The 12,008-nt window shown below is 45.1% G+C and carries 13 protein-coding genes and 3 riboswitches; of the genes, 11 read left to right on the top strand and 2 right to left on the bottom strand.

What is annotated here, in order from left to right; translation table 11 throughout:
• The first annotated feature begins 7 nt into the window (after nt 1–7).
• Nucleotides 8–112, top strand: a riboswitch (TPP riboswitch).
• 16 nt (nt 113–128) lie between these two features.
• From M1K46_RS14680 to M1K46_RS14640, 9 genes are all read left to right on the top strand, one after another.
• The gene (locus M1K46_RS14680) at nt 129–308 is read left to right on the top strand and encodes a hypothetical protein (RefSeq protein WP_256226550.1); all 180 of its coding nucleotides are present in this window, start codon (nt 129–131) and stop codon (nt 306–308) included.
• Nucleotides 283–1,569 (top strand): acetylornithine deacetylase, encoded by a 1,287-nt coding sequence (locus M1K46_RS14675; RefSeq protein ID WP_256226549.1) that lies wholly within the window; start codon nt 283–285, stop codon nt 1,567–1,569. The genes M1K46_RS14680 and M1K46_RS14675 overlap by 26 nt, the downstream gene beginning before the upstream one ends.
• The gene (gene tenA / locus M1K46_RS14670) at nt 1,566–2,252 is read left to right on the top strand and encodes a thiaminase II (RefSeq protein ID WP_062236325.1); all 687 of its coding nucleotides are present in this window, start codon (nt 1,566–1,568) and stop codon (nt 2,250–2,252) included. Before M1K46_RS14675 ends, tenA begins: the two co-directional genes overlap by 4 nt.
• A 23-nt stretch (nt 2,253–2,275) precedes the next feature.
• Complete coding sequence (locus M1K46_RS14665) at nt 2,276–3,025, top strand: ABC transporter ATP-binding protein (protein ID WP_053355414.1); 750 nt, start codon at nt 2,276–2,278, stop codon at nt 3,023–3,025.
• Nucleotides 3,000–3,800, top strand: a complete 801-nt coding sequence (locus M1K46_RS14660; RefSeq protein ID WP_256226548.1) for an ABC transporter permease — start codon at nt 3,000–3,002, stop codon at nt 3,798–3,800. Before M1K46_RS14665 ends, M1K46_RS14660 begins: the two co-directional genes overlap by 26 nt.
• Nucleotides 3,775–4,785, top strand: coding sequence for an ABC transporter substrate-binding protein (locus M1K46_RS14655; RefSeq protein ID WP_256226547.1), 1,011 nt, complete (start codon nt 3,775–3,777; stop codon nt 4,783–4,785). Before M1K46_RS14660 ends, M1K46_RS14655 begins: the two co-directional genes overlap by 26 nt.
• Before the next feature lie 54 nt (nt 4,786–4,839).
• Nucleotides 4,840–4,980, top strand: a complete 141-nt coding sequence (locus tag M1K46_RS14650) for a hypothetical protein (RefSeq protein ID WP_156316251.1) — start codon at nt 4,840–4,842, stop codon at nt 4,978–4,980.
• Nucleotides 4,981–5,080: 100 nt separating this feature from the next.
• Nucleotides 5,081–5,548, top strand: a complete 468-nt coding sequence (locus M1K46_RS14645) for a GNAT family N-acetyltransferase (protein WP_256226545.1) — start codon at nt 5,081–5,083, stop codon at nt 5,546–5,548.
• Nucleotides 5,549–5,707: 159 nt separating this feature from the next.
• Nucleotides 5,708–5,956 (top strand): HPr family phosphocarrier protein, encoded by a 249-nt coding sequence (locus M1K46_RS14640; protein WP_053355410.1) that lies wholly within the window; start codon nt 5,708–5,710, stop codon nt 5,954–5,956.
• Nucleotides 5,957–6,185: 229 nt separating this feature from the next.
• Here M1K46_RS14640 and M1K46_RS14635 read toward each other — a convergent pair whose 3' ends face one another.
• Nucleotides 6,186–7,256, bottom strand: coding sequence for an undecaprenyldiphospho-muramoylpentapeptide beta-N-acetylglucosaminyltransferase (locus M1K46_RS14635; RefSeq protein WP_091010712.1), 1,071 nt, complete (start codon nt 7,254–7,256; stop codon nt 6,186–6,188).
• 125 nt (nt 7,257–7,381) lie between these two features.
• Nucleotides 7,382–7,491, top strand: a riboswitch (SAM riboswitch).
• Between the two features lie 100 nt (nt 7,492–7,591).
• A riboswitch (SAM riboswitch) is annotated at nt 7,592–7,700 on the top strand.
• Nucleotides 7,701–7,810: 110 nt separating this feature from the next.
• Between M1K46_RS14635 and M1K46_RS14630 the strand changes: the two genes are divergently transcribed.
• Both M1K46_RS14630 and M1K46_RS14625 read left to right on the top strand, forming a co-directional pair.
• Nucleotides 7,811–9,076 (top strand): homoserine dehydrogenase, encoded by a 1,266-nt coding sequence (locus M1K46_RS14630; protein WP_256226544.1) that lies wholly within the window; start codon nt 7,811–7,813, stop codon nt 9,074–9,076.
• A gap of 502 nt (nt 9,077–9,578) precedes the next feature.
• Nucleotides 9,579–11,537, top strand: a complete 1,959-nt coding sequence (locus M1K46_RS14625; protein ID WP_256226542.1) for an endonuclease MutS2 — start codon at nt 9,579–9,581, stop codon at nt 11,535–11,537.
• Nucleotides 11,538–11,668: 131 nt separating this feature from the next.
• Here the strand turns inward: M1K46_RS14625 and yjcZ are convergent, their stop codons facing one another.
• Nucleotides 11,669–11,893 carry a sporulation protein YjcZ gene (gene yjcZ / locus M1K46_RS14620; RefSeq protein ID WP_256226771.1) on the bottom strand — a complete coding sequence of 75 codons (225 nt, stop codon included), beginning with the start codon at nt 11,891–11,893 and terminating at the stop codon, nt 11,669–11,671.
• Nucleotides 11,894–12,008: the final 115 nt, after the last annotated feature.

The following is a 12,008-nucleotide window of genomic DNA, read 5'->3' as shown; positions in this document are numbered from 1 at the left end:
TGAAATAGCAATCTGCTAGGGGGGCCGTACGGCTGAGACTGAACCTTTGTGTTCTAGACCCTTGGAACCTGATCTGGATTATACCAGCGGAGGGAAGCGTGCTGAAGCAACAAGCTGATTCAGAATAGATGACCTCAGCAAAAACCTCAGCCGCCATCTCTCATGAAGGCGGCTTTTTTGTGTTGATTTCTACGGTGCCAGGCACCGCCGTTACACAAGTATGTAAAGACTGGTGCCTGGCACCAGATAAATGGCACCAGATAAAAGATAAAGGAGGATGCCATGAGCGGATTACAAGAGAAGATTAATAGATTAGCGGAGGAGAGACAGGAGAGGCTGATTGAGATTTTAAGAGAGCTCGTTGCCTTTCAGACGGTCAGTCCTCCTGCAAGAAACACTGAAGAGGCACAAAGCTGCGTGAAATCCATCCTCTCTGGCCTTGGATTTAAGACGGAGGAGTGGGAGCTGTTTCCTGGCGACAAGATTGTCGCAGGATCAAAACAAGGAGATGCCTCAGAGGAATATCAAAGCCTTCTTCTTAACGGCCACATTGATGTCGTAGCTGTCGGGGATGAAACGCAATGGAAGTATCCGCCGTTTGTGCTGACGGAGGAAGATGGATGGCTCTATGGACGGGGTACAGCAGACATGAAGGGAGGCATGGCCTCTTCTCTGTTTGCTCTTCAGCTTCTTCAAGAGCTGGGGATCAAGCTGAAAGGGGACCTCTTTTTTCAATCAGTAACCGGCGAAGAAGCCGGGGAAGCGGGTACCAAATCCTGTATAGATCGGGGAATGAAAGCTGACTTTGCGCTCGTGGCTGATACGTCCAATCTTGAGATTCATGGACAAGGCGGGGTCATCACCGGCTGGATCACGATAAAAAGTAAAGAGACCTTTCATGATGGCCTTCGCTCGCGGATGATTCATGCAGGCGGCGGAATAATAGGAGCGAGCGCCATTGAAAAAATGATGAAGATTATAGAAGGGCTGCAGGAACTTGAACGGCATTGGGCAGTAACCAAAACATATCCAAACTTCCCGTTCGGAAGCACGACCATCAATCCCTCTGTCATTGAAGGAGGCAGGAATGCTGCATTTATCGCTGATGAATGCAAACTTTGGGTTACTGTTCATTTTTACCCGAATGAGACGTATGAAGATGTTGCAAAAGAAATTGAGGAGCACATTATTGCTATAGCAAAGGCCGATCCATGGCTGAAAAACAACCTGCCTCTGTTTAAGTGGGGAGGAATATCCATGATTGAGGAGAAGGGGGAAATCTTTCATGCACTTGATGTTGATCACAATCATGAAGCATTGGCAGTACTGAAAGAACAGCATGATGCCGTTTCAGAACAGAAAGCTGCTGTTTCGATGTCGCCGACCGTTACAGATGCGGGGTGGCTTGGACAGGCGGGAATCCCAGCTGTCATTTATGGCCCGGGAGAGCTGAACGAAGCCCATGCTGTCAATGAAAAGGTGAGGCTTAAACAGTTGCTGGAGCATTCAAAGGTTCTCGCCGGATTTATTGCAAAGTGGTGCAATACAGAAAGGAGCAATAAACCATGACAAAGTTAAAGGAAGAACGATTTACAGATAGATTACACAGAAACGTGGAACCAATCTGGAAGCATACTCATCTTCATCCGTTCGTTCAGGGTATTAAAGATGGTTCCTTGCCTAAAGAGCGCTTTGCTTATTACATGAAACAGGATTATGTGTTTTTAAAGGATTATGCAAAGCTCTTTGCGTTAGGGACGATAAAATCCAAGGATACAGAGACGATGAGCTGGTTTTCAAGCCTGCTTCATGAAACATTGAATACAGAAATGGATCTTCACCGTGAGTACTGCCATGAAATCGGCATCGAGCCCGAGGAACTGGAGGCTGAGCAAGCTTCTCCAATTAACCTTGCGTACACTCGCTATATGATGAACGCCTCCCAGCAGGGAACACTTGCTGAGTTAATCACATGCCTGCTGCCGTGCATGTGGAGCTACCACGAGATCGGAACGCTATTAAAGAGGGAAGCGGGAAGCCTCGCAGAGCATCCGTATACCCGATGGATTGAGATGTATGCATCAGAAGAGTTCGGTGCACTTGCACAGTGGCTGATTGTTGAACTGAACAAGTTGGCGAAAGATATGACAGAACAGGAATTGGCGGTGCTAGAGGAGCATTTCCTGACCACATCGCGCTTTGAATTCATGTTTTGGGATATGGTGTATTACGGTCATGGATGGCCGGTGTAATCACCTTTTGAAGGAGAGTTTTTATGTCAATAATCTTTAAGAATGTATCTTATTCTTTTACGGAGCAAAAACAAGCCCTCCCGCTTCTCAAGAACATCAATTTTGCAGCAGCGCCCGGAGAATTTGTATCGATCATCGGCAAGAGTGGAACCGGAAAAAGTACCCTGCTCAAGCTTGCCTGTGGACTGGAGAAACCTGATCAGGGAGAGATTATCGTACATGAGAAGCCAGTCTATCCTGGAGCGGCGGGATACATGCCTCAAAAGGATTTGCTTCTGCCTTGGCGTACGGTCATGGAAAATCTTCTTCTTGCTCCTGAGATTCAGAACCAGAAAGGACAGAAAGTAGAAGAGGGGGATTCATGGCTGAAAAAAGTAGGACTGTGGAATTACCGGAATGCTTATCCGCATGAACTTTCAGGGGGGATGCGCCAAAGAATAGCCTTTCTCCGCACCCTGCTGACTGGAAAAGAAGTACTTCTTCTTGATGAACCATTCGGTGCTTTAGATGCGATGACTAAAAAGGAAATGCACGAATGGATTTCTTCCCTATGGAAGGATTTAAACAAAACCATTCTTTTGGTTACACATGATCTTCATGAAGCGGTTTTTTTAAGTGACCGAATCATCTTGCTGCATCCATCTGGCGAAACAGAAGAGGTGATGATTCGGCTTCCGAGGCCGAGAAATAGAGTATTAACGAATGAGATGGTGGGATTAATCAATAAATTGGAGAGCAGAATTACAAATGAACAGCATGAAACGATTTTTTAAAGACTATTATTTATTTTTGGCTGCTGCCGCCGTCTTGCTCGTACTATGGGAATGGCTTGTGAGGACAGACAGGGTGCCTTCGTTTATTTTGCCGGCCCCTACAGGTATCCTCGTTTCGCTCTTTGAAAACAAAGAGGTTCTTCTAGGACATACATGGGCGACATTCAAGGAAGCCATCCTCGGTTTTTTGATCGCAGCCATTGCAGGTGTTTCGCTTGCTGTTGCCATGTTTTTTTTCAAATCTGTACAGAAAATGGTCTATCCTGCGGTCTTGATTTCCCAGACGATACCGATCATTGCACTGTCTCCGATCTTTGTCCTTTGGTTCGGCTACAGCATCTGGAGCAAAGTGGCGGTTACCGTACTGATTGCCTTCTTTCCCATCGTCGTCAGCACGTATGATGGTTTGAACCATCATGACCGAGATTATGTGGATCTTCTGCGTTCCATGGGAGCACGGAGATGGCAGGTCTTCAAAAAGGTGCAGCTGCCAATGGCGCTTCCGGCTTTCTTTTCAGGGATAAAACTCGCCGCTGTATTTTCAGTAGTAGGAGCGACGATCGGCGAATGGCTTGGTGCCAGCGAGGGGCTTGGCTATTATTCCAGAAGAATGTCGGGAAGCCTAAATGCAGAAGGAGTATTTTCTGCCATTTTTCTATTGTCATTGCTCGGGATGTGTTTGTTCGGAGCAGCTGCACTCGCAGAAAAACAAATGTTTAAATGGAAAGCTAACAGAGAGGATGTACAACATGAACAAATGGATAAAACGAAGTAGCTGGCTCTTCTTTGGGAGCCTGCTTCTCCTTTTAAGTGCTTGTTCCTCAGGGGACACAGCCAATCAAGGAGGAAAAGGGGATCTTAAAAAAGTCAGCATCATGCTCGATTGGTATCCGAATGCAGTACATGCCGGCATTTATGACGCCATCAAAAAAGGATATTTTAAGAAAGAAGGCATCCAGGTTGATGTGAAGATGCCAGCAGAAACGAACGATCCGTTAAAACTGGTGGCTGCCGGCAGGACCAATCTTGCATTAACGTACCAGCCTCAGGTCGTTCTTTCCAGGTCAGAAGATATTCCTGTTGTTTCCTTGGGAGCGCTGGTCAGGCATCCATTAAACCATTTGATGGTTCCTAAAAACAGTTCGATTCGTTCACCCAAAGATCTGGAAGGGAAGAATGTAGGCTATCCTTCTATTCCCATCAATGAAGCGATGGTCAAAACAATGGTGAAACATGATGGAGGCAATCCTGAAAAAGTGAAGATGACAGATGTCGGCTGGGATATCATCCCCGCGATGGCGGCTCACAAAGTCGATGGAATATCTGGAGGGTATATTAACCATGAACAGATTCTCTTGAATAAAGAGGGCCATCCTGTACGGTCCATTGATCCTGTAAAGTACGGTGTTCCTGATTATTATGAGCTCGTTCTTGTTTCCAGTGAAGATGGACTGAAAAAGAACCGAAAGCTTTACCAGAAGTTTTGGAATGCGCTGGAAAAAGGCCAAAAGGATGTACACGATTATCCGGACCAGGCACTGAATGTCTTATTTAAGCATGAAAACAAAGAATTCCCGCTGGATCAAAACGTAGAAAAGAAAAGCCTGCAGATCCTGCTGCCTTTAATGGACAGCGGAAAGAAGCCTTTTGGCTATCAGGACAAGCGTTCATGGAAAAAGGTTTCGGATTGGCTCTATGAAACCGATATGATTAAAAAGAAGGAAGATCCACGGAACGCTTATATTAATTTTGAGCAATAGAAGAATAGACTCCTCGAAAATGGTTACGGTAATAACCAAAGAGGAGGTGCCGTTATGGCTAACAGTGAAAAAATCCGCAAGCAAAACGCTGAACAGCGAAAAGGAAAAGCTGATATTCCAAAAGGAACGTTTGCTGATCCGATTGCCAATCAGGGAGACATAGCTGAAGCAAAAAATATCAAAGAGAATAAATAGCAAGGAGGGCGTACTCTAATCAAGGGGTGCGCTTTTTCTTATCTAGAAAGAACGATAGTATACAGGTTATGATGGATTCAGATAAAAGGGGGAAGACGTTGTGCTGACATGGGAGAAGAGCGGTCCTGACAAAACTATGGACGAACTGGAGATCATGAACACCAATCCGTTTTACAATAAGCTGTTTTACGGTCGTGGCGAAGTGACATTTGAAGAGGTGACGGAAGAGTTAAAGGGATTGGAAGGATCCCCGAGACAACGCTATTTGATTAAAGCGGATGGCAACAACGCTGCGATCGTTGAGTACATTCTGAACAATCCGAAGGACCATAAACCGTGGCTTGGATTTTTAATGGTACACAGCACTTTCCACAGACAGGGGATCGCAAAGGAAATCTATCTAGCATGCGAAGAAGAGATAAAGAAAAATAACAAACAATACTTGCGTCTCGGTGTACTTAGCGGGAATATCCCTGCGCTTTCTTTTTGGTTCAGAATGGGTTTTGCAGAAATAGAAGTAAAGGAAAGCGAGGGAAAGTTTCTTCATATTCTTGAAAAATCTCTTTAAACCGCTAATCAAGTCCTTTTTCCTAAATTCATTCTTACTCACATAAAGGCGAGTGTGCACGCATATCCTCATTGGTGTGCATAAAAGCTAAACCAGCTTAACATGTGCTTAATGATAGTGCATTAAAATGGCAGGGAAAAAGAATAGGAGTGGAAGGTAATGAAGACATATTGCTTTTTGCAGGAAAAAATGAATTCTGCGACAATTAACAAGCTCGTTCTTAAGGCGAACGAATATGAAGAGTGCCAGATCTATTTTGAACTTGATAACTGCCAGATGAACGCTAAAAGCATGCTTAGTATGAGCAAGCTTCGCGGTATTGCGGGGCTATGCTGCATATCTGCCCAGGGCATGGATAAACAGCACGCATTGGAAGGTCTGAGACAGATCTGCGCTGGGAAAATATAACCATAAGAAATAATCGGGCGAACTATGATTTTTGAACATATTTAGGATTTGTTGAAAATAATTAAGCCGAATTTGAACATAAATCCTTATTTCAGCGATTTGACACATTCATTTCAGCTTTCTGTCCCGACGCACAATAAAAAGCTTGCACCGCATTATTTGGGCCAAGCTTATCTATTGCTTTTTCCTCTCCTAGCTTTCCCCCATCTCAGAGGAGGAATGGGGAAAGTCATCCTTTTGCTTCTTCTTTAATGATGGAAAACAGATGGTCTAACGCATTACTAAGCTGGCTTTCTTCCATTCTGCTGATATAGGCTTCCTGATTCGAATAAAGCTGCTCAATGCCTTGCATAAGGGATTCAGCAGTCAGGTCTTCTTCAAACAGAACTTCGCAATAGCCTTGTTTTTCAAATGATCGGGCATTTTCAATTTGATCTCCGCGGCTTGCTTCTTTTGAGAGTGGAATGAGAAGCATTGGCTTTCTCAGTGACAAAAACTCAAAGATAGAATTAGAGCCTGCTCTTGAAATGACAAAATCCGTTGCTGCAAGGATATCTGCGAGCTCATCCGATACATATTCGAACTGGATGTAGCCTTTTTTCAGAATGGAAGAATCCTTCTGGCCTTTTCCGCAAAGATGAATGATTTGAAAGCGGGGAAGCAGAGCGTCAAGGCTTAATCTTACGGCCTCATTTATTTTTTTTGATCCGAGACTTCCTCCCATGATCAAGATGATCGGTTTACCAGGAGTCAAACCACAGAAAGCTCTCCCCTTGACTGCGATCCCTTCATGCAGCTCCTTACGGATAACAGCACCCGCGTATACCGTTTTTTCCCTTGGAAGATGATCAGTGGTTTCGGGGAACGTTGTACACACTTTGTTAGCGAAGGGGAGTGAAAGACGGTTTGCAAGCCCTGGACTAAGATCGGATTCATGGGTCACAATTGGCACCTTGTTCATCCGGCTGCCGAGGATTACGGGAACGGATACGAAACCACCCTTTGAAAAGACCACGTCTGGTTTTATGGTCTTGATGAGCCGAAATGCTTCAAATGCTCCTTGCATGACACGGAACGGATCTTTAAAATTGTTCCAGTCAAAATAGCGCCTTAGTTTACCAGTAGAGATGCTGTAATAGCGGACGCCTTCGATGGTTTCTGTCAGTTGCCGTTCAATTCCTCCTTTTGAACCGATATAGCTGACTTCCCAGCCTTCTTTTAAGAACAAAGGAATCAGAGCCAGGTTAACAGAAACGTGCCCGGTGGAACCTCCCCCTGTGAATACGATTTTCTTGCCCAAACCTTCCACCCCTTTTATTTATGTGTTTCTATCATACCAAAAATAATCTGCAATGATTCCAGAAATATCTGAATAATGGTTGACGCTCTCCTGTCTGCCGTGATAGAGTAAGACTAATTTAATGAAGCTTATCAAGAGCGGCGGAGGGAAAGGCCCAATGAAGCCCGGCAACCTTCAAGTATTCTACTTGAAAAGGTGCTAAATCCTTCAAAGGTAAAACTTTGGGAGATAAGAGACGGATCGGAACCATACAGCTCTCTTATCTTCGTGATAAGGGGGTTTTTTGTACTAAAAAAATAAAGTGCTACATAACATGTTTCAATCTCATGATAATACTCTTATCCAGAGCGGCGGAGGGAAAGGCCCGATGAAGCCCGGCAACCTTCAAGTATTCTACTTGAAAAGGTGCTACTACCTGCAGGAAAGAACCCTGGATGATAAGAGGAGGCCGGACTGCAGACCTCTTCTTTAGAAAGAGGTTTTTTCTTTTGCCATCATACAGATACCATTCATCCACTAATAAAAAATTTACTTTTGCAGAAGGAGTGATTATGTTGAAAGAATTAAAAATAGCACTGCTGGGGCTGGGGACTGTAGGATCCGGCGTATATACATCCATCATGGATAGAAAAGGTGCTTTAGAAGAATTGCTGGGTCATCGTCTGAAGCTGTCCAGTATTTTGATTAAGGATTCTTCCAAAGCAAGGCCTTTCGTAAAGGGGGTACCGTTGACGTCCGAATTCGAGAAGGCGATCGGGGAAGAAGTGCCTGATGTGGTCATTGAGGCGATTGGCGGAATCGAGCCTGCACGGTCTTACATCATACAATCACTTGAAGCGGGATGCCATGTGATTTCTGCGAATAAAGATTTGATTGCCCGGCATGGAGAAGAATTAACAGAGCGTGCTGCCGCAAAGGGTGTCCGTTTTGTCTATGAAGCGAGCGTAGGCGGAGGAATACCGATTTTGAGAACATTGAGGGAGCTTTTAAGAATCAATCGGATTCAGCATGTAGAAGCCATTTTAAATGGAACGTCCAACTTCATTCTTTCGTACATGAGAACGACAGGTTCCTCGTTTGAAGAAGCGCTGGAACTGGCACAGAAAAAAGGATATGCAGAGCCGGATCCGACAAATGACATCGAAGGCTTGGACGCATTTTACAAAGCGATGGTGCTGAGCAAATGGATTTATGGCGTGCAGCCATCCTGGGAAGAAGTGCAGGTGGAGGGGATTGGAAATGTGCTTCTTGAGGAGATTCAACTGGCTGAGCAGCTGGGGCTTCGGCTGAAGCATCTCGTTCTTTTAAACGATAGACTTGATCTCCAGGTACAGCCTGTATTTGTGGATAGCGATCATCCGCTGTATGGTGTGGAAGGCGTGGACAATGCCGTCCGTATTCAGACAGACCTTCTCGGCTGTTTGACCTTGCAAGGGCCGGGAGCTGGTGCAGAAGCAACAGCAAGTGCCATTGTGGAAGACTTATTATCGATCTATGAAACTAGGGAAGTATATAGAAACAAACCGGCTGTATCAGAACTCTGCCCTAAGAAACAAGAACAAGAGGTGAATACCTACCTTCTCGTCGGTGAAAAAATTGATTTTACAAAGGAAAGGGTTTCAGCAATTGAAAGGCATGGAATCATTTTAGACCGGACTTCTCTTCGTTTTCAGCATACTTCCCTTGCTGCCCTGCTTTATGAAGGACCGCTCCCTCTAGAACAGGAGGATGAGTTTATTCCAGTGAACAGCATCTATCCGGTCCGTCTGTCAAAAAGCGGCAAGGGGGCAGAGAAAGAAAAGGTGCCGGTGGCAGAATAGAAGACAGGAATATCCGTGGAGAGTCGGCTCTCTGCGGATTTTTTTACCCATCATGTTGACAAAGGAAAGGGTTTTACATATGATGGAAGTAACAAAAGGAAGGGAGTTGTGTGGATGAGTGTTCACGTTCTTAACTAAGCGAATTGGATAGTTGGAGCAAAAAGGCCGTGCTTGAAGCGGTTGTATTCTAGATGTCTTTTTGCGGCCACCAATAGTTAAGAACAGCGGTCAGCATACAACATTATCATTTTCGTGTACGTATTTTGTGCAACGAACGATGCCGCGCTCTTTGGGCGTATTTTTTTATGCTTTTTACAGCTTCCATAAGTCAGGGGACAGCTGTATGGAGAGGCGTATCCTTCCACACGAAAATTGATAACAGGCAGAAATGGCGGCGGTCCATTTCTGCCTTTTTTTATTGCATGATCTGGCCCTGTTCCCGGGAAAGGGGGAACTGTTTTATAGATTAGTTATTCGAAAAAATATGAGGAGGCAACTACCTTTGAACACCCATACAATTAACATGCTCGAATTTAATAAAATTACAGAAACATTATCTGCGTATGGATTAAACGAGAGTACAAAAAGAAAAATTTTAGAGCTAATGCCCTCTGGACAGATCACAATCATTAAGAATTGGCTAAGAGAGACGACGGAAGCGGCAGCAATTCTTAGAAAGTCTTCAAGCGTTCCTATTGCGAACTTGAACGGGATCGACCATGTGATGACGATTCCAGATAAAGGCCTTCTCTTAAGCCCTGAACAGCTGCAGCTTATTTGCGGGCTTGCAGAAAACGTAGAGCGTTTGCAGCGGTATATGAAGGACAAAGAATTTCTTGCACCAACTGTGTCTGCTTATGCTTACTCCCTGTTTGAACTGAAAGACCTCAAATCTGAAATTCAGCGCTGTATCCGTAACGGAAGAGTGGATGACGGAGCCAGCAAGCCGCTTGAAAAAGTAAGAAAGAGGATGCTTGCCTGTGAGGAAAAAATCAAAGCAAAGCTGGATCATATGCTAAAGTCACCGGCCTATCGGGATATGCTTCAGGAACCAATGATTTCGGTGAGAGACGGAAGGTATGCCATTCCTGTAAAAAGTAAATTTAAACGGAGCATGGATGGGCAGATCATTGATTCCTCTTCCAGCGGATCCACCGTTTTTATTGAACCGAAAGATGTCCGCAAGCTGCAGGATGAGCTTCAGCTTCTGCAGGCAGAGGAAGACATCGAAACAGCAAGGGTGCTGGGCAGATTAACAGGTCTGGTTGCAGGCTGCAAACATGAGATCTCAGTTAATATTGAAGGGATGCTTCATTATGATTTTATTTTTGCCAAAGCCAAATACAGCATCGCTCTTGATGGCAGAGAGGTTTCACTTAATCGTGAAAAACGGACCATTATCCATGAAGGAAGGCATCCGCTGCTCGGAAGCCATGCTGTTCCTTTGAACTTCCGACTCGGTGAAAACTATGGAGCACTCGTTATTACGGGTCCGAATACCGGCGGAAAGACGGTAGCCATAAAAACGGCAGGACTGCTGACGCTGATGGTTCAGTCGGGGCTTCATATTCCTGCAGGAAAGGGGAGCGAGTTTGGAATCTATTCAGAGGTGCTGACAGATATCGGTGACCATCAGAACATTGAACAGTCGCTGAGCACATTTTCGGCGCATATGACGAACATTATCTCCATCCTTCAGAAGGCCGGTCCTGATACGCTTGTCATCCTCGATGAACTTGGTGCAGGAACCGATCCTGCTGAGGGAATGGGGCTGGCTGTAGCCATTCTTGAAGACTTGTTTGAGAGAGGCGCTTCCATTCTAGCCACGACCCATTACAGTGAGATTAAAGATTTTGCTTATCTTACTCCAGGATTTGAGAACGCATCGATGGCTTTTAACCTCGAATCTCTAAAGCCGCTTTATGAGCTGAAGATTGGGGAAGCTGGTGAAAGCCAGGCCTTTTCCATCGCGTGGAAGCTGGGTCTCGAACAAAAGCTGATCACAAGGGCAAAACAAATAACGAGCAAAGAGGTTTCAGAAAAGAAAGAGAGCACTATGTTCGATTTACTGCATGTAGAAGCACAAACGCAAATGATAAGGAAAAGAAGAGAAGCAGAAGAAGGGAGAAACCGCAAGATACGAGAAGCAGAAAAGAAAACGGAAGAAAAACCGGAAGCCCGGACGTTCGAAGTGGGGGATCGGGTGTATGTATCCAGTTTAAAAACGGCGGGCATCATCTGTTCGGAAGAAGATAAAAGAGGAGAATACGAAGTGATTGTCCAAGGAGAAAAGGTGAAGATCCATAAGCTTCGCCTCACCCTCCATATTTCAAGAACCGAGCTGTATCCTGAGGGATATGATATGGATATTGTTTTTGAAACCAAGGAAAACCGAAAAAAAGACCGGCTCTTGAGCAAACGTCATGTTGATGGAATGGTGATCAACAGAGACGAAGAATAGAAGCTGCTAAAATGGTTGGTGCCAGGCACCACAATTACACAAGTGTGTAATTACGGTGCCAGGCACCAAAACCAAAACCAAACAAAAAGATCCAGGCGCCTCCGCCTGGATCTTTTTGTTCTGCAGTAAAATTAGCAGCTGCTGCTGGATTCACATCCACCGAGATGGCCAATCCCGCACGAACAGCCGATGATGATCAAGAGGATAAACAATACGATAATAATCGCAAATCCTCTTCCGCCGCCGTAGCCGCCGCCGTAGCCGCCGCCGTAACCGTAACCGCCATATCCGTGACATCCGCCGCCATAACCGTACCCGTAAGAAGCTGCAACAGGAACGTTTAGCGGAGCATTCATCGGTACATTAATCGGTGCGTTTGCATACATATTAAATTCCTCCTTCAAAATACTATTCCAACATCCTCGATACAGTATATGAAGGATCAGCCACTCGGTCTGGACGAATGCCTTG

It is taken from the genome of Fictibacillus sp. WQ 8-8 (assembly GCF_024494405.1).
GTDB classification, from domain to species: Bacteria; Bacillota; Bacilli; order Bacillales; family Fictibacillaceae; genus Fictibacillus_C; species Fictibacillus_C marinisediminis.
This window is presented reverse-complemented; position numbering and strand designations above follow the sequence as displayed.

Bases quoted from the DNA above. Each gene is read 5' to 3' on its own strand.
- M1K46_RS14680 (WP_256226550.1), top strand. From the start codon at position 129: ATGACCTCAGCAAAAACCTCAGCCGCCATCTCTCATGAAGGCGGCTTT.
- M1K46_RS14675 (WP_256226549.1), top strand. From the start codon at position 283: ATGAGCGGATTACAAGAGAAGATTAATAGATTAGCGGAGGAGAGACAG.
- tenA (WP_062236325.1), top strand. From the start codon at position 1,566: ATGACAAAGTTAAAGGAAGAACGATTTACAGATAGATTACACAGAAAC.
- M1K46_RS14665 (WP_053355414.1), top strand. From the start codon at position 2,276: ATGTCAATAATCTTTAAGAATGTATCTTATTCTTTTACGGAGCAAAAA.
- M1K46_RS14660 (WP_256226548.1), top strand. From the start codon at position 3,000: ATGAACAGCATGAAACGATTTTTTAAAGACTATTATTTATTTTTGGCT.
- M1K46_RS14655 (WP_256226547.1), top strand. From the start codon at position 3,775: ATGAACAAATGGATAAAACGAAGTAGCTGGCTCTTCTTTGGGAGCCTG.
- M1K46_RS14650 (WP_156316251.1), top strand. From the start codon at position 4,840: ATGGCTAACAGTGAAAAAATCCGCAAGCAAAACGCTGAACAGCGAAAA.
- M1K46_RS14640 (WP_053355410.1), top strand. From the start codon at position 5,708: ATGAAGACATATTGCTTTTTGCAGGAAAAAATGAATTCTGCGACAATT.
- yjcZ (WP_256226771.1), bottom strand. From the start codon at position 11,893: ATGAATGCTCCGCTAAACGTTCCTGTTGCAGCTTCTTACGGGTACGGT.